Origin of the sequence: Cellulosimicrobium funkei (genome assembly GCF_900155925.1) — a bacterium.
Lineage (GTDB): Bacteria > Actinomycetota > Actinomycetes > Actinomycetales > Cellulomonadaceae > Cellulosimicrobium > Cellulosimicrobium funkei.
This window is the reverse complement of record NZ_FTMI01000003.1, coordinates 37389-62914: the sequence shown is the minus strand read 5'-3', so window position 1 is coordinate 62914 and position 25526 is coordinate 37389. Positions and strand designations below refer to the sequence as shown.

The window sequence follows — 25526 nt, the reverse complement described above, 5'->3', positions numbered from 1 at the left end:
TGCCGCCCGAGCAGCGCTGCACCTGCGCCTGACCAGGCACGCCACGACGAGAACCGACAAGAACACCGACGAACGCAGGAGGACGACCGTGGAGCTCGACCCCACCGACATGAGCAAGGTCGCCAACCGGCTCAAGCGCGCCCAGGGCCAGCTCGCGGCCGTCGTGCGCATGCTCGACGAGGGGCGGGACTGCGAGGACGTCGTCACGCAGCTCTCCGCCGTCTCGCGCGCCCTGGACCGGGCCGGGTTCGCGATCATCGCGTCCGGCATGCGCCAGTGCCTCACCGAGCCGACCGAGGACGGCGAGGACCCGACGCTCGACGTGGCCAAGCTCGAGAAGCTCTTCCTCTCGCTCGCCTGAGCGCGACGGCACCGGGACGCACGCGGCCCGCACCTCGCCTCACCCCTCGGGGTGGGCGTGGTGCGGGCCGCGGCGTGTCAGCGTCCCGCGGGAGCGCCCACGCCCTCCGGGTCCTCCGCCTCGGCGTCGAGCGGCGCCGCGAACTGGCTCTCGTACAGCCGGGCGTACGCGCCGCCGGCCGCGAGCAGCTCGTCGTGGGACCCCTGCTCGACGATCGAGCCGTGCTCCATGACGAGGATCGTGTCCGCGTCGCGGATCGTCGACAGGCGGTGCGCGATGACGAACGACGTGCGGCCCTCGCGCAGCGCGTTCATCGCCTGCTGCACGAGCACCTCCGTGCGCGTGTCGACGGAGCTCGTCGCCTCGTCGAGCACGAGGATCGCCGGGTCGGCGAGGAAGGCACGCGCGATGGTGAGGAGCTGCTTCTCCCCCGCGCTCACGCTCGAGCCCTCGTCGTCGATCACCGTGGCGTACCCGTCGGGCAGCGTGCGCACGAACGGGTCGACGTGCGTCGCGCGCGTCGCGGCGAGGAACGCCTCGTCGTCCACGGTGCGACCGTCGCGGACGCCGTAGCGCAGGTTCTCCTCGATCGTGCCCTGGAACAGCCACGTGTCCTGCAGGACCATCCCGATGTCGGAGCGCAGGTCGTCGCGCGTCATGTCCCGCGTGTCCACGCCGTCGAGCGTGATCCGGCCCCCGTCCACGTCGTAGAACCGCATGAGCAGGTTGACGAGCGTCGTCTTGCCCGCACCCGTCGGCCCGACGATCGCGATCGTCTGCCCCGGCTCCACCACGAGGTCGAGGTGCTCGATGAGCGGGACGTCCGGGTCGTAGGAGAACGAGACGTCCTCGAACGCGACGCGGCCGCGCACCGGCTCGACCGTCTTCGCGGGCGACGGGTCCGGCGTCTGCTCCTGCGCGTCGAGCAGGTCGTACACGCGCTCCGCCGACGCGACGCCCGACTGGAGCAGGTTCATCATCGACGCGATCTGGGTGATGGGCTGCGTGAACTGCCGCGAGTACTGGATGAACGCCTGCACGTCACCGAGGGTCATCGTGCCCGACGCGACCCGCAGGCCGCCCACGACCGCGACGATCACGTAGTTGAGGTTCGCGAGGAAGCCCATCGCGGGCTGGATGGTGCCCGAGATGAACTGCGCGCGGAAGCTCGCGTCGTAGAGCGCCGCGTTCTCCCGCTCGAAGTCGTCGATCGCGGCCTGCTGGTGGCCGTACACCTTGACGAGCGTGTGGCCGGTGTACATCTCCTCGATGTGCGCGTTGAGGCGGCCCGTCGCGGCCCACTGCCGGATGAACTGCGGCTGGGAGCGCTTCGCGATCTGCGCCGTGACCAGGACGGACAGCGGCACGGTCACGAGCGCGACGACCGCGAGCAGCGGCGAGATCCAGAACATCACGCCCAGCACGCCCACCACCGTGAGCACCGACGTCACGAGCTGCGACAGCGTCTGGGTGAGCGTCTGGGAGATGTTGTCGATGTCGTTCGTCACGCGCGAGAGGATCTCGCCGCGCGCGTTGCGGTCGAAGTACGACAGCGGCAGGCGCGCCAGCTTGGCCTGCACCTCGCCCCGCAGCCGGTAGACCGTGCGCTGCACGACGATCGCCGTGATGCGCCCCTGGAGCCAGCCGAAGAGGAACGAGCCGACGTACACGGCGAGCACCCACGCGAGCACGGTCGCGAGCGCGGTGAAGTCGATGCCCTCTCCCGGCACGAGCCCCGGCACGCCCGAGACGAGGTCGGCGACCTGGTCCTGGCCCTGCGCCCGCAGCGCCTCGACGGCCTGCTCCTGGGTGACGCCGGCCGGGAGCTGCGAGCCGACCACGCCCGCGAAGATGATGTTCGTCGCGTTGCCGAGGAGCTTCGGCCCGGCGACCGCGAGCGCCACGGACACCACGCCGAGGATCACGACGGCGACGATCGGCACGCGCTCGGGGCGCAGCGATCCCACGAACCGGCGCAAGGAGCCCTTGAAGTCGAGCGCCTTCTCCCCGGGGACGCCCATGCCGCCCATGGGGCCGTGCCCGCCGCCACCGCGGGGTCGGCCCGCGAGCCGGGTCGCGGCGACGTCGCGCCCGCCGGCCGCCGCGGGTGTGCCGGTCTCGGGAGCGCCGTCGCCCGACGTCGCGGGCGTGCGCGAGGCGTCCTGCTCGCCGCTCATGCTGCCTCCTCGATCGAGAGCTGGGAGTAGACGATCTCCTGGTACGTCTCGTTGGACTCGAGGAGCTCGGCGTGCGTGCCGCGACCGACGATGCGGCCGTGGTCGAGCACGAGGATCTGGTCGGCGCCCCGGATCGTCGCGACGCGCTGCGCCACGACGATCACGGTCGAGCGCCGGGTGCGGGGCGCGAGCGCCGCGCGCAGGCGGGCGTCCGTCGCGTAGTCGAGCGCGGAGAACGAGTCGTCGAACAGGTAGACCGCCGGGTCGCGCACGATCGCGCGGGCGATGGCGAGCCGCTGACGCTGCCCGCCCGAGAAGTTCGTGCCGCCCTGCGCGACCGGTGCGTCGAGGCCGCCGTCGAGCGCCTCGACGAAGTCGCGCGCCTGCGCCACCTCGAGGGCCTCCCACATCTGCTCCTCTGTGGCGTCCGGTCGGCCGTAGCGGAGGTTGTCGGCGACCGTCCCGGAGAACAGGTAGGCCTTCTGCGGCACGAGGCCGAGGAGGGAGCCGAGGTCTGCGCCGGTGAGGTCGCGCACGTCGGTCCCGTCGATCCGCACGGCGCCGCCCGTCACGTCGAACAGCCGCGGGACGAGGTTGAGGAGCGTGGTCTTGCCGGAGCCGGTCGAGCCGATGATCGCCGTCGTCCGCCCGGGCTCGGCGACGAACGAGACGTCGTGGAGCACGGGCTCCTCGGCCCCCGGGTAGCGGAACTCGACGCCGTCGAGCTCGACACGGCCCGTCCGCGTGGTGAGGGCGACGGGCCGCTCGGGCTCGACGACCGTCGCGCGGGTCTGCATGACGTCGGTGATGCGCTCCGCGGAGACGGCCGCGCGCGGCACCATCATGAACATCATCGTCGACATCATCACGGCCATGAGGATGTACATGAGGTACGACAGGAACGCGGTGAGCGCGCCGACCTCCATGTCGCCGGCGTCGATCTGGCGCCCGCCGAACCACAGCACCGCGATGCTCGACGCGTTCATGACGAGCATGACCGTCGGGAACATGAGCGCCATGAGCTTGCCCGCCTTGAGCGAGACGTCGAACAGGGCGTCGTTCGCGACGTCGAACCGCTCGGCCTCGCGACGCTCGCGCACGAACGCGCGGATCACGCGGATGCCGGTGATCTGCTCGCGCAGCACGGCGTTGATGCCGTCGATCTTCTTCTGCATCTGCCGGAAGTAGGGGACCATCCGCCAGATGATGAGCCCGACGCTCACCCCGAGGACCGGCACGATGACGAGCAGCAGGCCGGAGAGCTCGACGTTCTCCTGCAGCGCCATGACGACGCCGCCGACCAGCATGATCGGCGCCATGACCATGATGGTCAGCGAGAGCAGCACGAGCATCTGCACCTGCTGCACGTCGTTCGTCGTGCGGGTGATGAGGGACGGCGCCCCGAACTGGCCCATCTCCTGGGCCGAGAAGCGCTGCACGTTGGTGAACAGCCCGGCGCGCACGTCGCGGCCGAACGACATGGCGACCCGCGCGCCGAAGTAGACGGCCGCGACCGCGCACACGACCTGGCCCAGGCTCACGAGGAGCATGAGGCCGCCGGTCCGCATGATGTAGGCGGTGTCGCCCTGCGTGACGCCCTGGTCGATGATGTCGGCGTTGAGGCTCGGCAGGTAGAGCGACGCGAGCGTCGCGAGGAGCTGGAGCACGAGGAGGACGACGATAGGCGTCCGGTAGGGACGCAGTCGCGTCCGCAAGAGGCTGACGAGCATGGGCTTCCTGTCCGGGAGGGGGCTGCGGGACGAGGGCGCGAGCCGCGGGACGCGGGTGCGCGGGGCGGGCGGCACCGGGCGAGGGTGCGCGCGCGTCGTGGACGGGCCGCCGGTCAGGGCGACGGGTCGGTCGTGACGTCCGCCCCGATGCCGCCGAGGATGAGGTCGGCGAGCTGCACGGCGTCGAGCCTGTCACCGCCCGAGAGGTGCGGCAAGGCGTTTCCGAAGACGAGCGAGAACAGCGCCCGCGCGGCCAGCGCCGGGTCCACGCGCAGCTGCGTCCGGTGCGCCGCGAGCTTGCTCTCGATCGCCGCGACGATCTCGCGCGCCGAGCGCTCCCGGGCGTCGAACCCGGCCCGACGAGCGTCCCGGCTGCCCCCGGCCCGCATCCGGCGCACGGCCTCGGCGCGGTCCGCCGTCGCGCGGTGCGGGTCGAGCACCTGGTGCGCCGCGGCGAAGATCCGCATCCCGACGCGCTGCGCCTCGAGCAGGAACTCGACGATGCTCACGACGAGCGGGCGCAGCCCGTCGTCGTCCGGGAGCGTGCCGATCGCGGCGACGGCGGGCGCCGGGTCGAGCGAGCGCACGACCGCGGCGTGGAGGATCTCGTCCTTGTCCGCGAACGCGCGGAACAGCGTGCCCTCCGCGACGCCCGCGGCGTCGGCGATCTGGCGCGTCGTCACGGCGGCGCCGTGCTGGACGAGCAGCGGGATCGTCGCGGCGGCGATCGCGTCGCGGCGCTCCTCGCGCGAGAGCGGCCGTGCGCGCATGCGCTCCGGGGTGGACGCCGCAGACGGCGCGCCCGAGGGCGCGTCGAGAGGAGCGTCGGAGGGTACGGAGACGGGGACCACGCCTCGACGGTAACTGAGTGAGCACTCACTCTCAAGGTCGTCCGCTCCCGGCGAACCGCTGGCGGGCGGCACGACGACGCCCCCGCACCCGGGTGGGCGCAGGGGCGTCGTCGTGCGGGGCCGGGGCCACCACGGCCGCTCGGGCTGCGCGGTGGCGCCCCGTCAGTGCCGCGGCGAGAAGGACGGCGGCGGGCCGCCGGCGGGCGGCTCGTCGCGCGGGGGCTCGTCCGTGGTCGGCGCGTCCTCGACGATCGGCTGCGGAGGCGGCGGCGCGTACTGCGACGGCCCGCCCAGCGGACGCGGCGTGGCGGTCCCGGGCTCCGGCGCGGCCGCGTGGTGCTCGCCGGGGCCGCCCGGGTGCTGGCCCCGCTCGGTCTGCGGGTCGAACGGCAGGCCGGACCGGGTGCCCGAGCTCGTCGCGTCCGCGGTCGCGGCCTCCGCCTGACGCCGCGCCTCGGCCAGGGCCTCGGCGGGGTCGGTCAGCGACGGGACGCCGAACCTCACGCGGTCGCGGTCGCGCTCGCGACGCGCCTCGGCGCTCGCCTCGGCCGCCTCCGCGTCCTCGGCGGGGCCCCCGCTCGGCACTCCTCCGCCGTCAATCCCCGGCACGCCGCCGAATCCCTTGGCGATCGAGCCGAGCGCCGCGGTGAACTCCGTCGGCACGACCCACAGCTTGCTCGCCGTGCCGTTCGCGATCTGCGGGAGCATCTGGAGGTACTGGTAGGCGAGCAGCTTCGGGTCCGCGTCGCCCTCGTGGATGGCGTCGAAGACCTGGAGGATCGCGCGCGCCTCGCCCTCGGCCCGGAGGATCTGGGACTGCGCGTCACCCTCGGCCCGGAGGATCGCCGCCTGCTTCTCACCCTCTGCCGTGAGGATCTGCGACTGCTTGACACCCTCCGCGGTGAGGATCGCGGCGCGGCGGTCACGCTCGGCGCGCATCTGCTGCTCCATCGAGCCCTGCACGCTGGGGGGCGGGTCGATCGACTTGAGCTCGACGCGGTTCACGCGGATGCCCCAGCGGCCGGTCGCCTCGTCGAGGACGCCGCGGAGCTGGCCGTTGATCTGGTCGCGGCTCGTGAGCGTCTGCTCGAGGTCCATCGAGCCGATGACGTTGCGCAGGGTCGTGACGGTGAGCTGCTCGATCGCGGTGATGTAGTTCGCGATCTCGTAGACCGCGGACTTCGGCTCGGTGACCTGGAAGTAGATCACCGTGTCGATGCTCACCACGAGGTTGTCGGACGTGATGACCGGCTGCGGCGGGAACGACACGACCTGCTCGCGCAGGTCCACCGAGGCGCGGACGCGGTCGATGAACGGCACCAGGAGGTGCAGGCCCGGCTCGAGCGTGCGCGAGTACCGGCCCAGGCGCTCGACGATGATCGCGACCGCCTGCGGCACGATGCGCACCGCCTTGACGAGCGCGACGATCACGAAGATCAGGATCAGCGCGAGGACGACGTACGCGAGGATCGTTCCGGGACTGGGGTCGTTCATCGACTGCCTCCTGGTCGTCGGTCGCGCGACCGGTCGCCCGGCGGCGCGGTGCGGGTGTGCCGGCTGGTCACGACCCGGTGGGGTGCTGGGCGGGAAGCGGCGCGACGACGGCCGTCGCACCGTCGATCCGGACGACGCGCACCTCCGTGCCCACGGGGATCTGCGGCGCGTCGGGCTCGGTCCGCGCGGTCCAGACCTCGCCGACGAGCTTCACGCGGCCGCCGAACTCGCTCACGCGGTCGACGGCGAGCGCCGTGCGGCCGACGTGCGCCGCGACGTTCGTCTCCGTGAGCGGGACGCGCGAGCGCAGGTGCCGCAGGAGCCACGGGCGCAGCGTGAGCAGCAGGATGACGCTCACGACCGCGAACGCGACGATCTGGAGCCAGAGCGGCCCGCCGGCGGCGTTGACGCCGGCCGCGGCGAGCGATCCCCCGGCGAGCATGATGAGGACGAGGTCGAGCGAGATGATCTCCACGAGACCCAGGAGCAGTGCCGCTCCGACCCACCACAGCCAGTCCATCTCGACCCCCGTTCCCACGTGCGCGCTTTACGTGTACTTTACCGAAGTTCCGCCCGCGGTGCACGCCCCGGGCGCTTGCCGCGCGCGGAGGTCACGCCCGCGCGGCGCGCGCCATCCACCGGCCGCCGCCGTGCGCGACGAGCAGCGGCACGCCGAACGCGTCGCTGAGGTTCTCCGCGGTGAGCACCTCGCGGATCGGGCCGGCGGTGTGCACGACGCCGTCCTTGAGCAGCAGGACGTGCGTGAATCCCGGCGGGATCTCCTCGACGTGGTGCGTGACGAGCACGAGGACCGGCGACGCCGGGTCTCCGGCGAGCTCCGCCAGCGCGCCCACGAGCTCCTCGCGGCCCCCGAGGTCGAGGCCCGCGGCGGGCTCGTCGAGCAGCAGGAGCTCCGGGTCCGTCATGAGGGCGCGCGCGATCTGCGTGCGCTTGCGCTCCCCCTCGGACAGCGTGCCGAAGGTGCGGTCCGCGAGGTGGTCGACGCCGAACGCGGCGAGCAGGTCGTCCGCGCGCTGCGCGTCGAACTCCTCGTACTCCTCGCGCCACCGGCCGGTGACGCCGTAGGCGGCGGTGAGCACGACGTCGCGCACGGTCTCGTCGCCGGGGATGCGGTCGGCCAGGGCCGCGGACGCGAGCCCGACGCGCGGGCGCAGCTCGAACACGTCGACGCGGCCGAGCCGCTCGCCGAGGACGTCGGCCGTGCCGGCCGTGGGGTGCATGCGTGCGGACGCGATCTGCAGGAGCGTCGTCTTGCCGGCGCCGTTGCGGCCCAGCACGACCCACCGCTCGCCCTCGTTCACCTGCCAGTCCACCGCGTCGAGGATGGTCTTGGGGTGGCGTCGGACGGTGACGCCCTTCAGGTCGAGAACCGCGCTCATGGTCACCGACCCTATAGGTTGGCCGTCGTGGTCTCACACTCGTCCGGGGGTCCGCACGACGCCCCCCAGCCCGCCCCGGGCCCCGGCTCCGCGTCGAGCGCGGGCGCCCTCCCCCGCAGCGCCCTGCTCGCGCTCTGGCTGCGCGCCGCGCGCCTCGGCGACGACGACGGGACCGCCCGCCTCGTGCGCGCCGTGGAGCGCGACGACGAGCCGCACGTGGTGTCCGGGGCGCTCGGCGACGTCCGGCTCGCGGACCTCGCGGGCGCGTGGGCCGGCGACGCGCGCGAGGTCGTCGCGCTCGCACCCGTCCCCGGCGACGTGTCGGGCGTCCCGCCCGAGGCCGCCGCGCGCGCGACGGACGCGGGCGAGTGCGTCGTGGTCACGACGTCGTCCGGGTCGTGGGCGCTCGTGCCCGAGGTCACGGAGTTCGGCAGCGACCTGGAGCCGGGCCACCTCGTCACGTGGCACGTCACGCAGGTCGGGCCGTGGAGCGCGCGCGTGCTCGGCGCCGTCGGGTCGCTCCCCGAGGCGGAGCGCGACCTGCGCACGGCGCTGCTGCTGGCCACGCGCGCCCTCGACGAGCTCGACGTCGCCCGCTGGCGCGACGACGCCGCGGGCGCCATCGCCGACCTGCGCGCGGGCGGCGCCCCGACCTGGCAGCTCCCGCCCGGCGTCCCGCCGCGCGCCGTCCAGGTCCTCGTGCAGGCCGTGCGCCTGCGCGCGATCGTCGACCTCGCGACCGCCGACGACGGCGGGGCCGTCAACCTCTGGCAGGCCGACCAGCGCTCGACGGCGCTGCGCGAGGTCGACCGCGCGTCCCGCCACGCCGTGGGCGCCGCCACGTTCTGGACCGCCACGGCCTGACCCGGACCGCGGACCGCCACCGCCTGGCCCGGTCCGCGCGGCGTCGGCCGTCAGGCGCGCGACGTCACGTACGCGTCGAGGTGGGCGAGCGAGGACGCCATCCCGGCGGCGTGGTCCGCCGGGGAGATCCCCGACGGCACGCCCGTCGCGCGGACCGTGACGCGCGCGCCGTCCCCGACCGGCTCGACGGTCCACGTCATCGTCATGGTCCCGGCGAACGCCGGGTCGTCCGCGGCGAAGGCGACCTGCTGCACGACGCTCCGGCCCGGGACGAGGTCGAGGATCGCGACGTCGACGACGTCGGTCCCCTCGCCCGTCTTCCCGGGGTCGGCCTGCGGGTCGTCGTAGGCGAGGACCATGCGGTAGCCGCCGCCGGGGCGCAGGTCGAAGCGCTCGAAGCTCCCCGTCATGCCGTCGGGCGGGAGCCAGGTCGCGAGCGCGTCCTGGTCGACGAGCGCGCGGTACACGGCGCGGGGCGCGGCGGCGACGAGGCGCGACGCCTCGTCGACCCGGTCGCTCCCCGCGGTGCTCACGACTGCCCCAGCACCGTCCGGTAGACCTCGAGCGTGCGCTCGCCGATCGCGTCCCACGCGAAGTGGTCCTCGACGCGCTGCCGCGCCGCGCGGCCCATGGCGGCGGCCCGCTCGGGGTCGCTCACGACCTGCGTGAGGGCGGCGGCGAGGTCGGCGACGAAGCGGTCGGGGTCGAGCGGCGTGCCCGTGCCGTCGTCCGCCTGGTCGATCGGCACGAGGAGGCCGGTGACGCCGTCGTCCACGACCTCGGGGATGCCGCCCGTGGCGGTCCCGACGACGGGCAGCCCGACGGCCATCGCCTCGAGGTTGACGATGCCGAGCGGCTCGTAAACGGACGGGCAGACGAAGACGGTCGACGCGGCGAGCACCGCGACGAGCTCGGCGCGCGGCAGCATCTGCTCGATCCAGACGACCCCGCTGCGCTCGGTCTGGAGCTCGGCGACGGCGCCGCTGACCTCCGCGGCGATCTCCGGGGTGTCGGGGGCGCCCGCGCACAGGACGAGCTGGACGTCGTCGGGCAGCGAGCGCGCGGCCCGCAACAGGTACGGCAGCCCCTTCTGGCGCGTGATCCGCCCGACGAACACCACGGCGGGCCGCCCGGGGTCGATCCCCAGGTCGCGCACGACGCGGTCGGCGACGTCCTGCTGCACGCCCGGCTCGGGACGGCGCCAGCCGTCGAGGTCGATCCCGTTGTGCACGACGTGCACCTTCGCCGGGTCGACCTGCGGGTAGACGCGCAGGATGTCGTCGCGCATCCCGCCGGAGACCGCGACGATCCCCGCCGCGCCCTCGTAGGCGGTGCGCTCCGCCCACGACGACAGCGCGTACCCTCCGCCGAGCTGCTCCGCCTTCCACGGCCGCAGCGGCTCGAGCGAGTGCGCGGACAGCACGTGCGGGACGCCGTGCAGCAGCCCCGCGAGGTGGCCCCCGAGGTTCGCGTACCAGGTGTGCGAGTGCACGAGGTCGGCGCCCGCGACGTCGTCGGCCATCTGCAGGTCGACGCCGAACGTGCCGAGCGCGGCGTTCGCCCCGGACAGGACGCCGGGCACGGAGTACCCGGTCACGCCGTCGTCGCCGCGCGGGCCGTCGAAGCAGCGCACGCGCACGTCGACGTGGCGCCGCAGCACCGCGGACAGCTCGGCGACGTGCACGCCGGCCCCGCCGTAGACGTGCGGCGGGTACTCACGGGTCAGGAGGTCGACTCTCACGCGCCACACCGTAGCCGAGTCGCCCGCCGCGGACCCCCGGTGGGCGGGGCCGACGCGACCCGCGCCCAGGATGCGGGTCCTGCTGCGTGGTCCCGCCCCGAGGGGCTACCGTCTGGGCATGGCCGCCGCACCCCGAGTCCTCGCCATCGTCCTCGCCGGGGGCGAGGGCAAGCGCCTCATGCCGCTCACCGCCTCGCGGGCCAAGCCCGCGGTGCCGTTCGGGGGCATCTACCGCCTGGTCGACTTCGCGCTGTCCAACCTCGTGAACTCGCACTACCTGCACATCATCGTGCTCACGCAGTACAAGTCGCACAGCCTCGACCGGCACATCACGAAGACGTGGCGCATGTCGTCGCTGCTCGGCAACTACGTCGCTCCGGTGCCCGCGCAGCAGCGCGTCGGCAAGCACTGGTACCTCGGCAGCGCGGACGCGATCTACCAGTGCCTCAACATCATCGACGACGAGCGTCCGGACATCGTCGTCGTCGTGGGCGCGGACCACGTGTACCGCATGGACTTCTCCCAGATGGTCGACGCGCACGTCGAGTCCGGCGCGCAGCTCACCGTCGCGGGCATCCGCCAGCCGATCTCGATGGCGGACCAGTTCGGCGTCATCGAGACCGACCCGAAGGACCCGACGAAGATCGCCGCGTTCCGCGAGAAGCCGTCGGACCCGGTGGGCCTCGCCGACTCCCCGGACGAGGTGCTCGCCTCGATGGGCAACTACGTCATCGACACCGACGCGCTGGTCGAGGCCGTCACGTCCGACGCCGCGAACGCGGACTCCCGCCACGACATGGGCGGCGACATCGTGCCCGCCTTCGTCGAGAAGGGCACCGCGGCGGTCTACGACTTCATCCGCAACGACGTGCCGGGCTCGACCGACCGTGACCGCGACTACTGGCGCGACGTGGGGACGATCGACTCGTACTACGACGCGAACAAGGACCTCATCGCCGTCACGCCGGTCTTTAACCTCTACAACGAGGAGTGGCCGCTGCACACCGGCTACACCGGTCTGCCGCCCGCGAAGTTCGTGCACGCCGGGCGCGGCCGCCTGGGCCACGCCGCGGACTCGATCGTCTCCCCCGGCGTGATCATCTCGGGCGCGACGGCGGTCGGCTCCGTCCTGTCGCCCGGCACCTACCTGCACTCGTGGTCGTCCGTCTCGGACTCCGTGCTCATGGACGGCGTGCAGGTGCACCGCCACGCGCAGGTGCACCGCGCGATCATCGACAAGAACGTCGTCGTCGGGGAGCAGGCCCGCATCGGCCTCGACCCGGAGCAGGACCGCGCGCGCGGCTTCACGGTCACCGAGTCCGGGATCACGGTCGTCCCCAAGGGGACGGTCGTCGAGTGACGCCTTCCCCGACCGGCGTCGTGCACGTGCCCGACGCCGCGCCGAGCCCTGCCCCGCCCGCGACCGCCAGCCCGAGGAGCCCTCGCGTGACCCCCGACCCGCCGAGCGCCCCCGTGCGGCTCCTCGTCATGGACGTCGACTCGACGCTCATCGAGCAGGAGGTCATCGAGCTCCTCGCCGACCACGCCGGCACGCGCGGGGAGGTCGCCGCGGTGACCGAGCGCGCGATGCGCGGCGAGATCGACTTCGGCGCCTCGCTGCGCGAGCGCGTCGCGACCCTCGCGGGCGTGCCCGTCGAGGCGTTCGACGAGGTCCGCGAGCGCGCGACCTTCACCCCCGGCGTCCGCGAGCTGGTCGCCGAGGCGCGGCGCCGCGGCTGGGAGGTCGCGCTCGTCTCGGGTGGCTTCGAGGAGGTCGTGGCCGGGCTCGCGGCCGAGCTCGGCATCACGCGCTTCCGCGCGAACCGGCTCGAGGTGTCCGGAGGGAGGCTCACGGGCCGCACGACCGGGCCGGTGGTCGACCGCGCGGCGAAGGAGGCCGCGCTGCGCGAGTTCGCGGCCGAGCTCGACCTGCCGATGAGCGCGACGATCGCCGTGGGAGACGGCGCGAACGACCTCGACATGATCGGCGCCGCGGGCGTCGGCATCGCCTTCGCGGCCAAGCCCGTCGTGCGCGAGCAGGCGCCCTACGGCGTCGACGGACCGCGTCTCGACGCGGTGCTCGCGGTCGTCGACCAGGTCGACGCCGCGCGCTGACGCCGGACGCACGAGAGCCCTGGCACCGTGGGGTGCCAGGGCTCTGTCGTGCGGGTGCGCCGGGACCGGGTCAGGACGGGCGGCCCACGTAGGTCAGCAGGGCGGCCTGCGGCTCCCACGCGTCCCACGACGCCCCGGACTCCAGCACCGAGTACGTCGCGGTCGGCACGCCGACGCGCACCTGGGCGAGCGCGCCGCCGTCGGACGCCGGGTCCGCCAGGTACGACGCGGTGGCCGCCATCGTGGGCTCGTGCCCCACGACGAGCAGCGTGCGGACGCGCGGGTCCGTGGTCCGCAGGAGGTCCAGGACGTCGGCGACGTCGGCCGCGTAGAGGCCGTCGCTCACGAGCACGTCGGGCGCGACGTCGCCCAGGTGCGCCGACAGGAGCTCCCACGTCTGACGCGTGCGCAGCGCCGAGGAGCACAGCACGCGCTCGGGGACGAGCCCCGTCTCGCGCAGCGCCGCGCCGACACGCACCGCCTGCCGGCGGCCGTTCAGCGCGAGGGGGCGCAGCACGTCGTCGACGCTCCCGCCGCCGGGCTCGGCCTTCGCGTGGCGCAGCAGGACGAGGCGGCGCGTGCCGCCGTCGGGGGTCTGCGCGCCGTTGCGCTCCTCCGCGGTCACTGCCCCATGGCGTGCACGCCGCCGTCGACGTGCACGATCTCGCCGGTCGTCGCCGGGAACCAGTCGGACAGGAGCGCGACGACCGCGCGCGCGGCGGGCTCCGCCGTCGTCTGGTCCCAGCCGAGGGGCGCCCGGTTCGGCCAGGCGTCCTCCATCTGCGCGAAGCCCGGGATGGACTTCGCCGCCGTGGTGCGGATCGGGCCCGCGGAGACGAGGTTGGCCCGGATGCCGTCGGGGCCGAGGTCGCGCGCGAGGTAGCGGTTCGCGGACTCGAGACCCGCCTTCGCGACGCCCATCCAGTCGTAGACCGGCCAGGCGAACTGCGCGTCGAACGTGAGGCCGACGACGGCGCCGCCGTCGGTCATGAGCGGCTTCGCCGCGACCGCGAGCGACTTGTAGGAGAACGTCGACACTTGGAGCGCGGTCGCCACGTCCTCCCAGGTGCCGGAGAGGAAGTTGCCGCCCATGACGCTCTGCGGCGCGAAGCCGATGGAGTGCACGACGCCGTCGAGCCGGTCCGTGTGCTCGCGCACCGCGTCCGCGAGGCCGGCGAGGTCGTCGTCGTTCGTGACGTCGAGCTGCACGACGGGCGCCTCGACCGGCAGGCGCTTCGCGAAGGCCTGCGTGAGCTTCATCTGGCGGCCGAACGAGGAGAGCACGACCTCGGCACCCTCCTCCTGCGCGAGCCGCGCCGCGTGGAACGCGATCGAGGAGTCGGTGAGCACTCCCGTGACGAGGAGCTTCTTGCCGTCGAGCAGACCCATCGGTTTCCTTCCGTCGTGCGCCCGCTGTGGGCGCGCTGAGGCGAGCGTACTGAAAGAGAGGTGGGGCGGGCGCGTCGGTGACGGCGCCGCGGAGCCGGCGCCGGTGGCGCCGCGGGGTGCGGTCAGTGGCCCATGCCGAGGCCGCCGTCGACGGGGACCACGGCCCCCGAGACGTACGCCGCGTCGTCGGACGCGAGGAACTGCACGACCCCGGCGACCTCGTCCGCCTGGGCGAACCGGCCCGCGGGGATGGCGGACTTGTACGCGGCCTGGCGCTCCTCGGGGAGCTCGGCGGTCATCGCGGTGTCGATGAAGCCGGGCGCCACGACGTTCGCCGTGATGTTGCGCGACCCGAGCTCGCGCGTGATCGAGCGCGCCATGCCCACGAGCGCGGCCTTCGAGGCGGCGTAGTTGACCTGGCCCGCGCCGCCGTAGAGGCCGATCACGGACGACACGAGCACGATGCGCCCGCGGCGCAGCCGGATCATGCCCTTCGTCACCCTGCGCACGCAGCGGAACGTGCCGGTGAGGTTGACGTCGATCACGGACTCGAAGTCCTCGTCGGTCATCCGCAGCAGGAGCTGGTCGTGCGTGACGCCCGCGTTCGCGACGAGCACCTCGACGGGGCCGAGCTCCTTCTCGATCTCGGAGAACGCGGCGTCGACGGCGGCGGTGTCGGTGATGTCCGCCACGGCGCCGAAGACGCCCTCGGGCAGGTCACCGCCGCGGTAGACGGTCGCGACGCGGTCGCCGTTCGCGACGAAGCGCTCGGCGATGGCACGGCCGATGCCCCGGTTCGCGCCGGTGACGACGACGGTGCGCGGGGCGGGGGCGGTGGCTTCGGACACGTGCGGCTCCTCGGGACGGTCGGGTGGGTCGGCGGCCGGGGACGGGTCCCGCACGGCCGGTGCCGGGTGGGCCCTGCCGGGCCCGGCGCGACGGCGCCGCACCGACCGTACCGTGCGCGGGCCCTGCGGTGCGCGGTGCGCCCAGGTCACACCGTTCCCCCACACTTTGTGGGGTCCCGACAAACGTAGACTGGACGGGTGACCACACGACGCGCCGCCCGGAGGTCGGCCGAGGCGGTCCCGAGCATCACCGCCGCACCGGAACCGCTCGCCGCGGACCAGGCGCGCCGGGAGCGCAAGTACCTGATCCAGATGGGCATCCGGCTCGTGTGCATCTTCGGCGCCATCCTGGCGCAGGGCAGCTGGGTGACGTGGGTCCTCGCCGTCGGCGCGGTCGTGCTGCCGTACAGCGCGGTGCTCGTCGCCAACGCGGGCCGCGACCAGGCGCACTACGACACCTCCCCCATGGAGCACCGCGCGCTGCCCACGGCGGGTGCGCCGGGGAGCCACGGCATCGGGGGCGCCGAGCCCCGCGAGCCGCACGACGACGAGGAGGACCGCCGGTGACCGACGTCCTGGGCCTCGCCGACCCTGTCGGCGAGGACGAGCTGGTGTGCAGCGCCAAGGGCTGCCGCGAGGCCGCCGCGTGGGGCCTGCTGTGGAACAACCCCAAGATCCACACGCCCGAGCGGCGCAAGGTGTGGCTCGCGTGCGACGCGCACCGGGAGCACCTGGAGACGTTCCTCGGCGCCCGCTCGTTCTGGCGCTCGACGGTGCCGGTCGACGAGCTCGAGCGCCGGGCGGCCCCGTGACGCAGGCCGCACCACCGCAGGTCCCCGCGGGCCCGACGCCGCAGCGCGCCACCGCGGACGCCCACCAGCCGCGCACCCCGCGCCAGTGGGCGACGCTCGCGGTCGGGGTCCTCGTCCTCGTCGCGCTGTGCCTCGTCGCGGGCCGCTGGCAGTGGAACCGCTACGTCTCGCGCGACGCCGAGATCGAGCGCATCGAGGCCAACTACACGTCGGACCCGGTCCCGGTGGACGACGTGCTGCCCACTCCGGGTACCGAGCTCGACGAGGCCGACCTCTGGCGGCCGGTGGTCCTCGAGGGACGCTACGAGACGGACGCCACGGTCCTGCTGCGCAACCGCCCGGTGGGCGGCAGCCCCGGCTTCCACGTGCTCGTCCCGTTCGTGACGAACCCCACGCCGTCCGCCCCGGACGGGCTCGTCGTCGTCGTGGACCGCGGGTTCGTGCCGCTCGGGACCGACGCCGTCACGCCCGGGGACGTGCCCCCGCCCCCCGCGGGCGACGTCGAGGCGACCGTGACGCTGCGCGGCGACGAGCCCCCGTCGGGCCGGGACGCGCCCACGGGGCAGGTGCAGGCCATCGCGACGGACCAGGTCCTCGCCGCCGGCCCGGACGGGGGCGGCTGGGCCGACGGCCGCACGGTCGGCGCCTACGGGCAGCTGCGCACCGAGGTGCCGCCCGCGGCGCAGACCCTGGAGGCGCTGCCGAAGCCGGACACCGACCCCGGCTCGCACCTGTCGTACGCGTTCCAGTGGGCGGTGTTCGCCCTCGGCGCGGTCGCCGGCTTCTGGCTCCTCGTGCGCCGCGACCGGCGCGACGCGCGCGGGGAGGAGACCACCCTCACCGCCGGCGACCTCCTCGCGGCCCAGGACCCGGACGCCGCGCGGGCCCGGCGGGAGCCGCGCTCACGCCGTCCGAGCGCCGAGGACGAGGAGGACGCGCTCATCGACGCGCAGCTCGGCGCCGCGCCGGGCATCGTGAGCGAGCCCGCGAGCGAGCGCCCGCCGCGCTAGGTCGCGCTCGCCTCGTCCGCACGACGCCCCGGGTCCACCGAACGGTGGAGGCGCGCGTCCACCCGAGCAGCGACGCGACGGTCGATCCCCGGGGCGGCGCGCGTCCCTAGCCTCGCAGCATGACCGCACTGGAAGTCCGTCATCTGCACAAGCGCTACGGACGGCACGTCGCCGTCGACGACGTCTCGTTCTCCGTCGACGAGGGAGAGATCTTCGGCATCATCGGGCCCAACGGCGCCGGCAAGACGACGACCGTCGAGAGCATCGCCGGGCTCCGGAGGCCCGACTCCGGCTCGGTCTCGGTGCTGGGGCTCGACCCGGTCGCGGACCGGGCCGAGGTGCGTCGGCGGCTCGGCGTCCAGCTGCAGGAGAGCAGCTTCCCCGACGCGATCACGGTCGCCGAGGCCCTGGACCTCTACGCCTCCTTCTACCGGGACCCCGCCGACCCGCGCGAGCTGGTCGAGCTCCTCGACCTCGGCGACCAGCGCGGCACCCGGTACAAGGCCTTGTCCGGCGGGCAGAAGCAGCGGCTGTCGATCGCGCTCGCCCTGGTCGGCAACCCGAGGATCGCGATCCTCGACGAGCTCACGACCGGGCTCGACCCGCAGGCGCGCCGCGACACGTGGAGCGTGGTCGAGCGGGTCCGTGACCGCGGCGTCACGGTCGTCCTCGTCACGCACTTCATGGACGAGGCGGAGCGCCTCGGCGACCGGATCGCCGTCATCAGCGACGGCAGGGTGGCGGCCGTGGACACGCCCGCAGGCCTGGTCGCGCGGGTCGACGCGCCGCAGCAGGTCCGCTTCCGCCTGCGCCAGCGCCTCGACGCGAGCGTCCTGACGGTGCTGCCCGACGTGACGGGGGTGGACGTCGTGGGCGACCGCTGGAGGGTCACCGGGCGGGCGCAGGTCCTGAGCAGCGTCGCGGGGGCCCTCGCCCGGGCGCAGGTCGTCGCGGAGGACCTCCGGGTCGACCGACGCAACCTCGACGACGCGTTCCTGGCGCTCACGGGACGTGCGCCGCGCTCCGTGGACGCCTCCGAGAGGAAGGCCGGCTGATGGGCGCTCTGCGCAGGACGGTGTCCGTGGAGACGAGGCTCTTCCTCCGCGACCCGACCACCGTCGTCTTCGGCGTGCTGTTCCCGACAGCCCTCCTGCTCGGCCTGGGCGCGGTCCCCGCGCTCCGCGAGCCGACGCCGGAGTCCGGCGGGCTGCGCGCGATCGACGTCTGGGCACCGACCGCGCTGGTGTTCGGGATGGTGATGATCGCCGTCCAGCACGTCCCGGCGGTGGTCGCGACGTACCGCGAGCGCGGCATCCTGCGCAGGCTGTCGACCACTCCCCTGCCGCCGCAGCGCGTCCTGCTCGCACAGATGCTCGTCGCGTCCGCGTCGGTGGTCGTCTCGGCCGTGCTGCTCGTCCTCGCCGCCTGGGTGGTGCTCGACGTCGCACCGCCCGAGCGGCCGCTGGAGTTCGTCGTGGCCTTCGTCGTCGGCTACGCGGCGCTGCTCGGGGTCGGCCTGGTCTCCGCGGCCGTGGTCCGCACGAGCAGCGCGGCCAACCAGGTCGGCACGGTCCTGTTCGTCGCGCTCATGTTCTTCGGCGGGGCCTTCCTGCCCCGCGCCGTCATGCCCGACGCGCTGCGTGCCGTCGGCGAGCACGTGCCGCCCGGGCTGCAGGCCCTCACCTCGGCCTGGTCCGCCGAGGCGGGCCAGGTCACCGCCACCAGCACCGGGCAGCCCTTCTGGCTGCAGGTTGCCATAATGGCGGGCATCGCGGTCGTCGCGAGCGCGGTCGCCGCGAAGCTCTTCCGCTGGGAGTAGGGGTCGATGATGCGGGAACTCGCGGCGGGGCCGGGCCCGAGCCTCGACATGCTCCCGCCGCGCGCCACGGACGAGACGGGGGCAGCCCACCGCTCCCGGCTGGCGTGGAGGGAGGAGCAGCTGCGGGTCTGGGACCTGCTGCAGCTGTTCGCGCCGTGGCTGCTGCTGACCGTCTCGACGGTCGCCTACCTCGTCCAGGCGCTGCCGCCCTCGGGGGCCGACTTCTGGCCGGAAGGCGCGTCGACGCTCGGGCTGATCGTCGCCACGGCGCTGTGGGTGCTGTTCGGGCAGACGCTGCCGCTGCGGAGAAGGGCGCTGCGACCGGTGCCGGCGGGCCTCTACCTCGTCGGGCTGCTGGCGCTGTGCGTCGCCCTCATGGCGATCTCCGACGTCTTCCTCGTGCTCACCGTCGCCGGCTTCTTCCAGGCCTACCTGCTCCGGCCGTGGCAGGTCGGCGTGCTCGGGGTGCTCGCGACCTCCATGGCCCTCAACGGGGCGGCGATGGACGTGTGGGCCGGCCCGAGCACGGACGTGCTCGCGGAGTTCCTCGTGATCGTCACCGTCCAGACCGCGGCGATCGGCGCCGGCATCCTCCTCACGGCGCGGAGCGAGCCGGAGGAGCGCAGGCGGGAGGAGCTCGTCGACCGGCTCGAGGCGGCCCTGCACGAGAACGCCGGGCTCCACGCGCAGCTCGTCGTCCAGGCTCGCGAGTCGGGGGCGCAGGACGAGCGGCAGCGGCTGGCCGGCGAGATCCACGACACCCTCGCGCAGGGCCTCGCCGGGATCATCACGCAGCTCCAGCTCGCGGAGCGCTCCGCGAGCGCCCGGGGCGAGCCGGACGAGCACGTCACGCGGGCGCTCCGGCTCGCACGGAGCAGCCTGACGGAAGCGCGACGCTCCGTCCGGGCGCTCGCGCCGCAAGAGCTCGGGCAGGCGCACCTGCCCGACGCGCTGCGCACCCTGGCCGAGCGCTGGTCGCGCGACCAGGGGGTCGGCACCCAGGTCGAGATCACCGGCACGCGGGAGCCGTTGAGCCCGGCGATCGAGGTGTCGCTCTTCCGGGTCGCCCAGGAGTCGCTCACCAACGTGGCGAAGCACGCCGACGCGTCGCGCGTCGGTGTCACGCTGTCGTACACGGGCACCGAGGTGCTGCTCGACGTGCGGGACGACGGACGCGGCTTCGCCGACGGGGCCGGCTCCGGTTTCGGGCTCACGAGCATGCGCCAGCGCATCCGCGGGGTCGGGGGCCAGGTGGTGGTGCAGAGCACGCCGGGCGAGGGCACCTCCGTCAGCGCACGCGTCCCGGCGATCGCCCTCGGGGGCGTGAGCGAGAGGGGGTGGACGGACCGATGATCCGGCTCGTCGTCGTCGACGACCACCCGGTCGTGCGGGGCGGTCTGCGCGACACCTTCGCCGGGGCACAGGACGTCGTCGTGGTCGGAGAGGCCGGGGACGGCGCCGAGGGCGTCGAGCGCGCGCGAGCACTGGCGGCGGACGTCGTGCTGATGGACCTGCGCATGCCCGGGATGGACGGGGTCGCCGCCACGGCCGCCCTGCGCGCGCAGGTCCCCGACGCCCGGGTGCTGGTCCTGACCACCTTCGACGGTGAGAGCGACGTCCTCCCCGCGATCGAGGCGGGGGCGATCGGCTACCTCCTCAAGGACGCCCTGCCGGACGACCTGCTCCGCGCCGTGCGCGCGGCCGCCCGCGGAGAGCCGGTGCTCGCGCCGTCCGTGACCCACCACCTCATGGGTCAGGTGCGCCGCCCCGGTGCCGGCACGCTCACCGACCGAGAGAGGCAGGTGCTGCAGCTCGTCGCGAACGGCAGCTCGAACCGGGAGGCCGCGGCGACGCTGTTCATCGGTGAGGCGAGCATCAAGACCCACCTCCAGCACATCTACGACAAGCTCGGCGTGCGGGACCGCGCCGCCGCGGTGGCCGAGGGCTACCGCCGCCGCCTCCTGACCTGACGCCTGTCAGGCCAGCGAGACGAGCTCCGCGTACTCGTCGCTCCAGAGGTCCTCGTCGCCGTCGGGCAGCAGCAGGACGCGCTCGGGCTCGAGCGCCTCGACCGCGCCGTCGTCGTGCGTGACCATGACGACCGCGCCCTCGTACGTCTTGAGCGCCCCGAGGATCTCGGCGCGTGACGCGGGGTCGAGGTTGTTCGTCGGCTCGTCGAGCAGCAGCACGTTCGCCGCCGAGACGACGAGCGTCGCGAGCGCGAGCCGCGTCTTCTCCCCGCCGGACAGTACGTTCGTCGGCTTGTCCGCGTCGTCGCCGGAGAACAGGAACGACCCGAGCACCGAGCGCACCTGCGTGTCCGTGAGGTCGGGCGCCGCGTGGCGCAGGTTCTCGACGACGGTCGCGTCCATGTCGAGCGTGTCGTGCTCCTGGGCGTAGTAGCCGATCTTCAGGCCGTGGCCCGGGTGCACCTCGCCCGTGTCCGGCTGCTCGACGCCGCCGAGGATGCGCAGGAGCGTCGTCTTGCCGGCGCCGTTGAGGCCGAGCACGACGACGCGGCTGCCGCGATCGATCGCGAGGTCGACGCCCGCGAAGACCTCCTGCGAGCCGTAGGCCTTGGACAGCCCGCTCGCGGTGAGCGGCGTGCGGCCGCACGGCGCGGGCTTCGGGAAGCGCAGCTTCGCGACCTTGTCGCTCTGGCGCTCGCCCTCGATGCCCGCGAGCATCTTCTCGGCGCGGCGCATCATCTGCTGCGCGGCCACGGCCTTGGTGGCCTTGGCGCGCATCTTCTCGCCCTGCGCGAGGAGCGCGCCCGCCTTCTTCTCGGCGTTCTGCCGCTCGCGACGACGACGGCGCTCGTCGGACTCTCGCTGCGCGAGGTAGGCGTCCCAGCCGAGGTTGTACTGGTCGAGCTCGCCGCGGTTGGCGTCCAGGTGGAACACCTTGTTCACCGTCGCGCGCAGCAGCTCGACGTCGTGCGAGATCACGACGAAGCCGCCGCTGTACGACTTGAGGTAGTCGCGCAGCCAGACGATCGAGTCGGCGTCGAGGTGGTTCGTCGGCTCGTCGAGGAGCAGCGTCTCGACACCGGAGAAAAGGATGCGCGCGAGTTCGATGCGGCGGCGCTGCCCGCCGGACAGCGTGCTCAGCGGCTGGCCGAGCACGCGGTCGTCGAGACCGAGGTTGCTCGTGATGCGGTGCGCCTCGCTCTCGGCCGCGTATCCGCCGGCCGCGAGGAACCGCGCCTCGAGCTTGGGGTAGCGCTCCATCGCGGCCTCGTGCGTCTCCGCGTCCGCGCTCGCCATCGCGCCCTCGGTCTCGCGCATCTGGCGCACGATCCTGTCGAGGTTGCGTGCCGAGAGGACCCGGTCGAGCGCGATGACCTCGAGGTCGCCCGTGCGCGGGTCCTGGGGCAGGTAGCCGATGTCGTTGCCGCGCGTGATCTTCCCCGCCGTGGGCTGGGTCTCGCCCGCGAGGGTCTTGGTCAGGGTCGTCTTGCCGGCGCCGTTGCGGCCGACGAGGCCGATCCGGTCGCCCGCGGCGATCTGGAACGTCGCCTCGTGCAGCAGGACGCGGGCGCCGACGCGCAGCTCGACGCCGTGGGCGGTGATCACGTGCAGGTCCTCTCCGAAGGGTGACCCCGGTGGATCCAGCCTGGTGGGGCGATCCGATCGACGGGGCCCGACGATTCTACGGGCCGCGGGCCCGCGCCCGCGCGGTCTTTCTCTCGACTTCCTCCCGGACCGTCCCACGGTCGTCCCACGCACAGGGAACAGAACGGGACAATCAGCCCATCGTGCTAGCCTCCGGACGTCCCGGACCGTCGAGGAGATGGCGGGGGGGACCCGAGCAAGGAGAGCACGTTGAGCAACGCCGAAGCAGCACTGAGCAAGGTCCTCGAGCTGGACGGGGCGATCGCGATCGCGGTCGTCGACTACAGCAGCGGCCTGGCCCTGGTCCAGAAGCAGGCCGCCCCGTTCGACCTCGAGCTCGCCGCGGCGGCGAACACCGAGGTCATCCGCGCGAAGCTCCGGGCGATCGAGCAGCTCGGGCTCGAGGACGGCATCGAGGACATCCTCATCACGCTCGGCCGCCAGTACCACCTCATCCGCCTGTCGCAGCGCGAGAGCCTGCGGGGCACCTTCTCCTACCTCGTGCTCGAGCGCGGACGGGCGAACCTCGCGCTCGCGCGCCGCGGCCTCGCCCAGCTCGACGAGTCGCTGTCGCTCTGACGCCCGTGGTCGCGGACGCCCTCGACCAGCGCGGGCGGGTCGCCCCCCGCAGCGTGGTGGACGTGCTGCGGGGCATCGACGACGCCCTCGACCACGAGGCGCACGTGCTCGCGCTCGGTCCCGGTGGCCGGATCCTCGGCAGCGCCGGCCCCTCCCCCGGCCCGGTCGTCGAGGTGGCGCGGGCCGTCGCCGCAGCCCTCACCCAGGGCCCGGCCGTCCCGGGCAGCTCCGCGCGCTGCATCCTCAACACCGCCGAGGCGTGCGTCTTCGTCTACCTGCTGGGGCAGGACCTGTCGGTCATCCTCGTGGGCCCGACGGACTGGAACATCGCCCTCACGGGCCGTCGCGTCGAGCGGTTCCTCGTCGACTTCGTCGACACCTACCTGGCCGAGACCGTCGCCGAGGCACCCGGTGACGACCCCGGGACGCTGCCGCGTCGCGAGCCGCCGGCGCCCGTCGTCGGGCCCGCCGAGCGGCACGAGCACCGCGGCGACCACGACCTGCTCGCGCGGGTGCTGCGCGCGCTGGTCCGCTTCTGAGGCCTGCGACCGCGCCCGGGGGTAGCGTTCCCCTGTGACATTCCAGGAAGGCGGCTCGTTCGAGGGCGGACGCGTCCGCAAGGGTGGCGGCCGCGGGCGCGGCCCGTTGATCGCGGGCGGCGGGATCGGCGCGGTGCTCGTCGCGCTGCTCATCGCGTTCGTCGGCAACCAGACGGGCGTCGACCTCAGCGCGCTGACCGGCGGCGACGGGTCGGACTCCGGCGCGTACGGCGACGGCCAGCAGGAGTACATCGACACGTGCACCGCCGAGCAGGCGAACACGACGCGCGAGTGCCGGCTCAACGGCACCGTCCAGTCGCTCGACGCCTACTGGACCGAGGCCCTCCCTCAGCAGGCCGGCGTCGAGTACGCGCTGCCCGAGGTCGTGAGCTTCACCGGGCAGGTCTCGACGGGGTGCGGCGCGGCGACGAGCGCCGTCGGGCCGTTCTACTGCCCGCCCGACCAGACGGTGTACATCGACCTCGGCTTCTACGACGACCTGACGAACCGCTTCGGCGCGAACGACGGCGGGCTCGCGGAGATGTACGTCGTCGCGCACGAGTTCGGGCACCACATCGAGCAGCTGACCGGCGCCATGGACTCGGCGGACCGGCAGGGCACGGGCCCGGAGTCCGACTCCGTGCGCATCGAGCTCATGGCCGACTGCCTCGCCGGCATGTGGGCGGGCCACGCCGCGACCACCGTCGACCCGGACACCGGTGTGACCTTTCTGGCACCGATCACCGAGCAGGAGCTGAACGACGCGCTGTCGGCGGCGTCCGCCGTCGGCGACGACCGCATCCAGGAGGCCGCGACCGGCCAGGTGAACCCCGAGGGCTGGACCCACGGGTCGAGCGAGCAGCGCCAGCGCTGGTTCACGACCGGCTACGAGGGCGGCACCCTCCAGGACTGCGACGCGCTCTCCGCCTCGTCGCTGTGACGCTCCCGCCGAGGTCGCTCAGAGCTCGATCGAGTACATGCGCGAGCCGGTGACCTTCTCGTAGCCGAGGCTCGCGTAGAGGCCGTGCGCGCCGGACGGGTTCTCCGTGTCGACGTCGAGCGCGGCGTACTGCATGCCGTCCGCCGCGAACGCGCGCATCGCGGCCGCGAGCGCCGCGACGGCGACGCGGCGGCCGCGGTACGCGCGCCGGACGCCGAGGAGCTCGGTGTACCCGAAGGTGTACCCCCGCACGGGGAAGTCCTCGTCGTACCGGCCCGCCATCTCGTAGCCGACGACGAGCGGCTCGCCGGCGCGCAGCGCGGCGGCGGTCTCGGGGTCGGTGGCCGGGTCGGCGAGGAGCGCGTCGACGTCGGGCGCGTCGTCGACCACGAGGAACGACCACTGGGGCGCGAACTCGCTGCGCCCGTGCGTCCACGCCTCGGCGGTGCGGGGCTCGCTCCCCCAGTGGTCGCGGAAGGCGTCGTTGTGCGCGAGGCGCGTCGCCTCGTCGAGCTCGGCGGACCACGGGACGACGCGCAGGGAACCGTCGAGCGGGACGTCGGGCACCGGGGCCGCGAGGTCGCGACGCAGGTCGGAGTAGAAGCGGCGGGCGACGAACCCGACCCGCGCGTAGAGCCGCGCCTTCTCGGGCGGGTCGGTGTCCTCCCCGAAGACGGCGAGCCGCGCGGGCAGCTCCTTGCCGCTCGCGGCGAGCACCTGCCGGGCGCGTGCCACCTGCCAGGCGAGCACCTCGCGTCCGATCCCGCGCCCCCGATGGGTCGGGTGGACGCCGCCGCCGAGGAACGCCCGCACGGTGCGCGCGTCCCCCGGGTTGGTGTCGACCATCCCGTAGGCGCGCAGCGTCCCGTCGGTGTCGACGCCGACGATCGAGTCGGCCGCGACGTCGCGCCACGGCGCGGTGAAGATCTCCTCGATCTCCGCGAGCGTCTCGCGGTACGGCTCGTCGTCCACCTCCGCGATGTCGTTGCGCAGGGTGAGCAGGGCCGGCGCGTCGGCGGGCGTGGCGGGGCGCCACGTGAGCCCGCCCGCGGTCACCGGCGGCAGGGTTGAGGGGGCGGCGGCGCGCTCGGCGATCGGGGCGAGCGTCGAGGGCGCCGCCTCGGCGCGGTCGGTCGTCGAGGGAGAGGACATGGCGACCACGGTAGGGGGGCCCGCGCCGTCGGGCACGTGCTTTTCCCGTTCAGTCCGCGCGCGGCGCGTCGGCCCGCTGAGACGGCTCCCC

Annotated in this window: 27 protein-coding genes; 14 read left to right on the top strand and 13 right to left on the bottom strand. The window is 73.9% G+C overall.

Annotation, left to right across the window (positions count from 1 at the left end; translation table 11 throughout):
- Window positions 1-88: 88 nt before the first annotated feature.
- Window positions 89-361: a metal-sensitive transcriptional regulator gene (locus BXA05_RS08425; RefSeq protein WP_021482683.1), complete on the top strand. Its 273-nt coding sequence runs from the start codon at window positions 89-91 to the stop codon at window positions 359-361.
- A 77-nt stretch (window positions 362-438) separates the two neighbouring features.
- Here the strand turns inward: BXA05_RS08425 and BXA05_RS08420 are convergent, their stop codons facing one another.
- The 6 genes from BXA05_RS08420 to BXA05_RS08395 form a co-directional block, all read right to left on the bottom strand.
- On the bottom strand, window positions 439-2538 hold the full coding sequence (locus BXA05_RS08420; RefSeq protein WP_076404702.1) for an ABC transporter ATP-binding protein: 2100 nt from the start codon (window positions 2536-2538) through the stop codon (window positions 439-441).
- On the bottom strand, window positions 2535-4268 hold the full coding sequence (locus BXA05_RS08415; RefSeq protein WP_021483161.1) for an ABC transporter ATP-binding protein: 1734 nt from the start codon (window positions 4266-4268) through the stop codon (window positions 2535-2537). The genes BXA05_RS08420 and BXA05_RS08415 overlap by 4 nt, the downstream gene beginning before the upstream one ends.
- Window positions 4269-4381: 113 nt before the next feature.
- The gene (locus BXA05_RS08410; RefSeq protein ID WP_143311104.1) at window positions 4382-5038 is read right to left on the bottom strand and encodes a TetR/AcrR family transcriptional regulator; all 657 of its coding nucleotides are present in this window, start codon (window positions 5036-5038) and stop codon (window positions 4382-4384) included.
- Between the two features lie 243 nt (window positions 5039-5281).
- Window positions 5282-6613 (bottom strand): SPFH domain-containing protein, encoded by a 1332-nt coding sequence (locus BXA05_RS08405; RefSeq protein ID WP_061267369.1) that lies wholly within the window; start codon window positions 6611-6613, stop codon window positions 5282-5284.
- Between the two features lie 67 nt (window positions 6614-6680).
- Entirely contained in the window at window positions 6681-7151 is a 471-nt protein-coding gene (locus tag BXA05_RS08400) for an NfeD family protein (protein WP_306303300.1), read from the bottom strand.
- 73 nt (window positions 7152-7224) lie between these two features.
- Entirely contained in the window at window positions 7225-8013 is a 789-nt protein-coding gene (locus BXA05_RS08395; protein ID WP_021483599.1) for an ABC transporter ATP-binding protein, read from the bottom strand.
- A 27-nt stretch (window positions 8014-8040) separates the two neighbouring features.
- On the opposite strand from BXA05_RS08395, the gene BXA05_RS08390 reads away from it, so the two are divergent.
- Window positions 8041-8877, top strand: coding sequence for an Rv1486c family protein (locus BXA05_RS08390; protein WP_228485370.1), 837 nt, complete (start codon window positions 8041-8043; stop codon window positions 8875-8877).
- A 50-nt stretch (window positions 8878-8927) separates the two neighbouring features.
- Here the strand turns inward: BXA05_RS08390 and BXA05_RS08385 are convergent, their stop codons facing one another.
- Both BXA05_RS08385 and glgA read right to left on the bottom strand, forming a co-directional pair.
- A complete protein-coding gene (locus BXA05_RS08385; protein WP_076404700.1) occupies window positions 8928-9410 on the bottom strand; it encodes an SRPBCC domain-containing protein in 483 nt (160 codons plus the stop codon).
- A complete protein-coding gene (gene glgA, locus BXA05_RS08380; protein WP_076404988.1) occupies window positions 9407-10618 on the bottom strand; it encodes a glycogen synthase in 1212 nt (403 codons plus the stop codon). The genes BXA05_RS08385 and glgA overlap by 4 nt, the downstream gene beginning before the upstream one ends.
- A gap of 118 nt (window positions 10619-10736) precedes the next feature.
- Between glgA and glgC the strand changes: the two genes are divergently transcribed.
- Both glgC and serB read left to right on the top strand, forming a co-directional pair.
- A complete protein-coding gene (gene glgC, locus BXA05_RS08375) occupies window positions 10737-11978 on the top strand; it encodes a glucose-1-phosphate adenylyltransferase (protein WP_034655614.1) in 1242 nt (413 codons plus the stop codon).
- 86 nt (window positions 11979-12064) lie between these two features.
- Window positions 12065-12733, top strand: a complete 669-nt coding sequence (gene serB / locus BXA05_RS08370; protein WP_280174305.1) for a phosphoserine phosphatase SerB — start codon at window positions 12065-12067, stop codon at window positions 12731-12733.
- A gap of 70 nt (window positions 12734-12803) precedes the next feature.
- Here serB and BXA05_RS08365 read toward each other — a convergent pair whose 3' ends face one another.
- The 3 genes from BXA05_RS08365 to fabG all read right to left on the bottom strand — a co-directional run bounded on the left by BXA05_RS08365 (window position 12804) and on the right by fabG (window position 14970).
- On the bottom strand, window positions 12804-13358 hold the full coding sequence (locus BXA05_RS08365; RefSeq protein ID WP_076404699.1) for a SixA phosphatase family protein: 555 nt from the start codon (window positions 13356-13358) through the stop codon (window positions 12804-12806).
- Window positions 13355-14122 (bottom strand): enoyl-ACP reductase FabI, encoded by a 768-nt coding sequence (fabI, locus tag BXA05_RS08360; RefSeq protein ID WP_021483251.1) that lies wholly within the window; start codon window positions 14120-14122, stop codon window positions 13355-13357. The genes BXA05_RS08365 and fabI overlap by 4 nt, the downstream gene beginning before the upstream one ends.
- Window positions 14123-14244: 122 nt before the next feature.
- Complete coding sequence (fabG, locus tag BXA05_RS08355) at window positions 14245-14970, bottom strand: 3-oxoacyl-ACP reductase FabG (RefSeq protein WP_076404698.1); 726 nt, start codon at window positions 14968-14970, stop codon at window positions 14245-14247.
- 198 nt (window positions 14971-15168) lie between these two features.
- Between fabG and BXA05_RS08350 the strand changes: the two genes are divergently transcribed.
- The 7 genes from BXA05_RS08350 to BXA05_RS08320 all read left to right on the top strand — a co-directional run bounded on the left by BXA05_RS08350 (window position 15169) and on the right by BXA05_RS08320 (window position 20581).
- Entirely contained in the window at window positions 15169-15537 is a 369-nt protein-coding gene (locus BXA05_RS08350) for a DUF3099 domain-containing protein (RefSeq protein ID WP_009863593.1), read from the top strand.
- Window positions 15534-15782, top strand: a complete 249-nt coding sequence (locus BXA05_RS08345) for a hypothetical protein (RefSeq protein ID WP_076404697.1) — start codon at window positions 15534-15536, stop codon at window positions 15780-15782. The genes BXA05_RS08350 and BXA05_RS08345 overlap by 4 nt, the downstream gene beginning before the upstream one ends.
- Window positions 15779-16792, top strand: coding sequence for an SURF1 family cytochrome oxidase biogenesis protein (locus tag BXA05_RS08340; RefSeq protein WP_076404696.1), 1014 nt, complete (start codon window positions 15779-15781; stop codon window positions 16790-16792). Before BXA05_RS08345 ends, BXA05_RS08340 begins: the two co-directional genes overlap by 4 nt.
- A gap of 119 nt (window positions 16793-16911) precedes the next feature.
- The gene (locus BXA05_RS08335) at window positions 16912-17847 is read left to right on the top strand and encodes an ABC transporter ATP-binding protein (RefSeq protein WP_076404695.1); all 936 of its coding nucleotides are present in this window, start codon (window positions 16912-16914) and stop codon (window positions 17845-17847) included.
- A 26-nt stretch (window positions 17848-17873) separates the two neighbouring features.
- Window positions 17874-18611 (top strand): ABC transporter permease, encoded by a 738-nt coding sequence (locus BXA05_RS08330; RefSeq protein WP_211435846.1) that lies wholly within the window; start codon window positions 17874-17876, stop codon window positions 18609-18611.
- Window positions 18612-18617: 6 nt separating this feature from the next.
- A complete protein-coding gene (locus BXA05_RS08325) occupies window positions 18618-19964 on the top strand; it encodes a sensor histidine kinase (RefSeq protein WP_211435845.1) in 1347 nt (448 codons plus the stop codon).
- Window positions 19961-20581, top strand: a complete 621-nt coding sequence (locus BXA05_RS08320; RefSeq protein WP_076404693.1) for a response regulator — start codon at window positions 19961-19963, stop codon at window positions 20579-20581. The genes BXA05_RS08325 and BXA05_RS08320 overlap by 4 nt, the downstream gene beginning before the upstream one ends.
- A 6-nt stretch (window positions 20582-20587) precedes the next feature.
- Here the strand turns inward: BXA05_RS08320 and BXA05_RS08315 are convergent, their stop codons facing one another.
- Window positions 20588-22186: an ABC-F family ATP-binding cassette domain-containing protein gene (locus tag BXA05_RS08315; protein ID WP_021481119.1), complete on the bottom strand. Its 1599-nt coding sequence runs from the start codon at window positions 22184-22186 to the stop codon at window positions 20588-20590.
- A gap of 249 nt (window positions 22187-22435) precedes the next feature.
- Here BXA05_RS08315 and BXA05_RS08310 point away from each other — a divergent pair, with 249 nt between their 5' ends.
- From BXA05_RS08310 to ypfJ, 3 genes are read left to right on the top strand one after another with little or no spacing between them, the layout of a single operon-like run.
- Window positions 22436-22804, top strand: a complete 369-nt coding sequence (locus tag BXA05_RS08310; protein ID WP_021481118.1) for a hypothetical protein — start codon at window positions 22436-22438, stop codon at window positions 22802-22804.
- Between the two features lie 5 nt (window positions 22805-22809).
- Complete coding sequence (locus tag BXA05_RS08305) at window positions 22810-23343, top strand: hypothetical protein (RefSeq protein ID WP_076404692.1); 534 nt, start codon at window positions 22810-22812, stop codon at window positions 23341-23343.
- A 34-nt stretch (window positions 23344-23377) separates the two neighbouring features.
- Complete coding sequence (gene ypfJ, locus BXA05_RS08300) at window positions 23378-24283, top strand: KPN_02809 family neutral zinc metallopeptidase (protein ID WP_076404691.1); 906 nt, start codon at window positions 23378-23380, stop codon at window positions 24281-24283.
- A gap of 18 nt (window positions 24284-24301) precedes the next feature.
- Here ypfJ and BXA05_RS08295 read toward each other — a convergent pair whose 3' ends face one another.
- Window positions 24302-25435, bottom strand: coding sequence for a GNAT family N-acetyltransferase (locus BXA05_RS08295; RefSeq protein WP_076404690.1), 1134 nt, complete (start codon window positions 25433-25435; stop codon window positions 24302-24304).
- Window positions 25436-25526: the final 91 nt, after the last annotated feature.

Coding starts and splice junctions, on each gene's coding strand:
- BXA05_RS08395 (WP_021483599.1), bottom strand. CDS start 8,013: ATGAGCGCGGTTCTCGACCTGAAGGGCGTCACCGTCCGACGCCACCCC.
- fabI (WP_021483251.1), bottom strand. CDS start 14,122: ATGGGTCTGCTCGACGGCAAGAAGCTCCTCGTCACGGGAGTGCTCACC.
- BXA05_RS08325 (WP_211435845.1), top strand. CDS start 18,618: ATGATGCGGGAACTCGCGGCGGGGCCGGGCCCGAGCCTCGACATGCTC.
- BXA05_RS08405 (WP_061267369.1), bottom strand. CDS start 6,613: ATGAACGACCCCAGTCCCGGAACGATCCTCGCGTACGTCGTCCTCGCG.
- BXA05_RS08415 (WP_021483161.1), bottom strand. CDS start 4,268: ATGCTCGTCAGCCTCTTGCGGACGCGACTGCGTCCCTACCGGACGCCT.
- BXA05_RS08410 (WP_143311104.1), bottom strand. CDS start 5,038: ATGCGCGCACGGCCGCTCTCGCGCGAGGAGCGCCGCGACGCGATCGCC.
- BXA05_RS08320 (WP_076404693.1), top strand. CDS start 19,961: ATGATCCGGCTCGTCGTCGTCGACGACCACCCGGTCGTGCGGGGCGGT.
- BXA05_RS08295 (WP_076404690.1), bottom strand. CDS start 25,435: ATGTCCTCTCCCTCGACGACCGACCGCGCCGAGGCGGCGCCCTCGACG.
- BXA05_RS08335 (WP_076404695.1), top strand. CDS start 16,912: ATGACCGCACTGGAAGTCCGTCATCTGCACAAGCGCTACGGACGGCAC.
- glgC (WP_034655614.1), top strand. CDS start 10,737: ATGGCCGCCGCACCCCGAGTCCTCGCCATCGTCCTCGCCGGGGGCGAG.
- BXA05_RS08420 (WP_076404702.1), bottom strand. CDS start 2,538: ATGAGCGGCGAGCAGGACGCCTCGCGCACGCCCGCGACGTCGGGCGAC.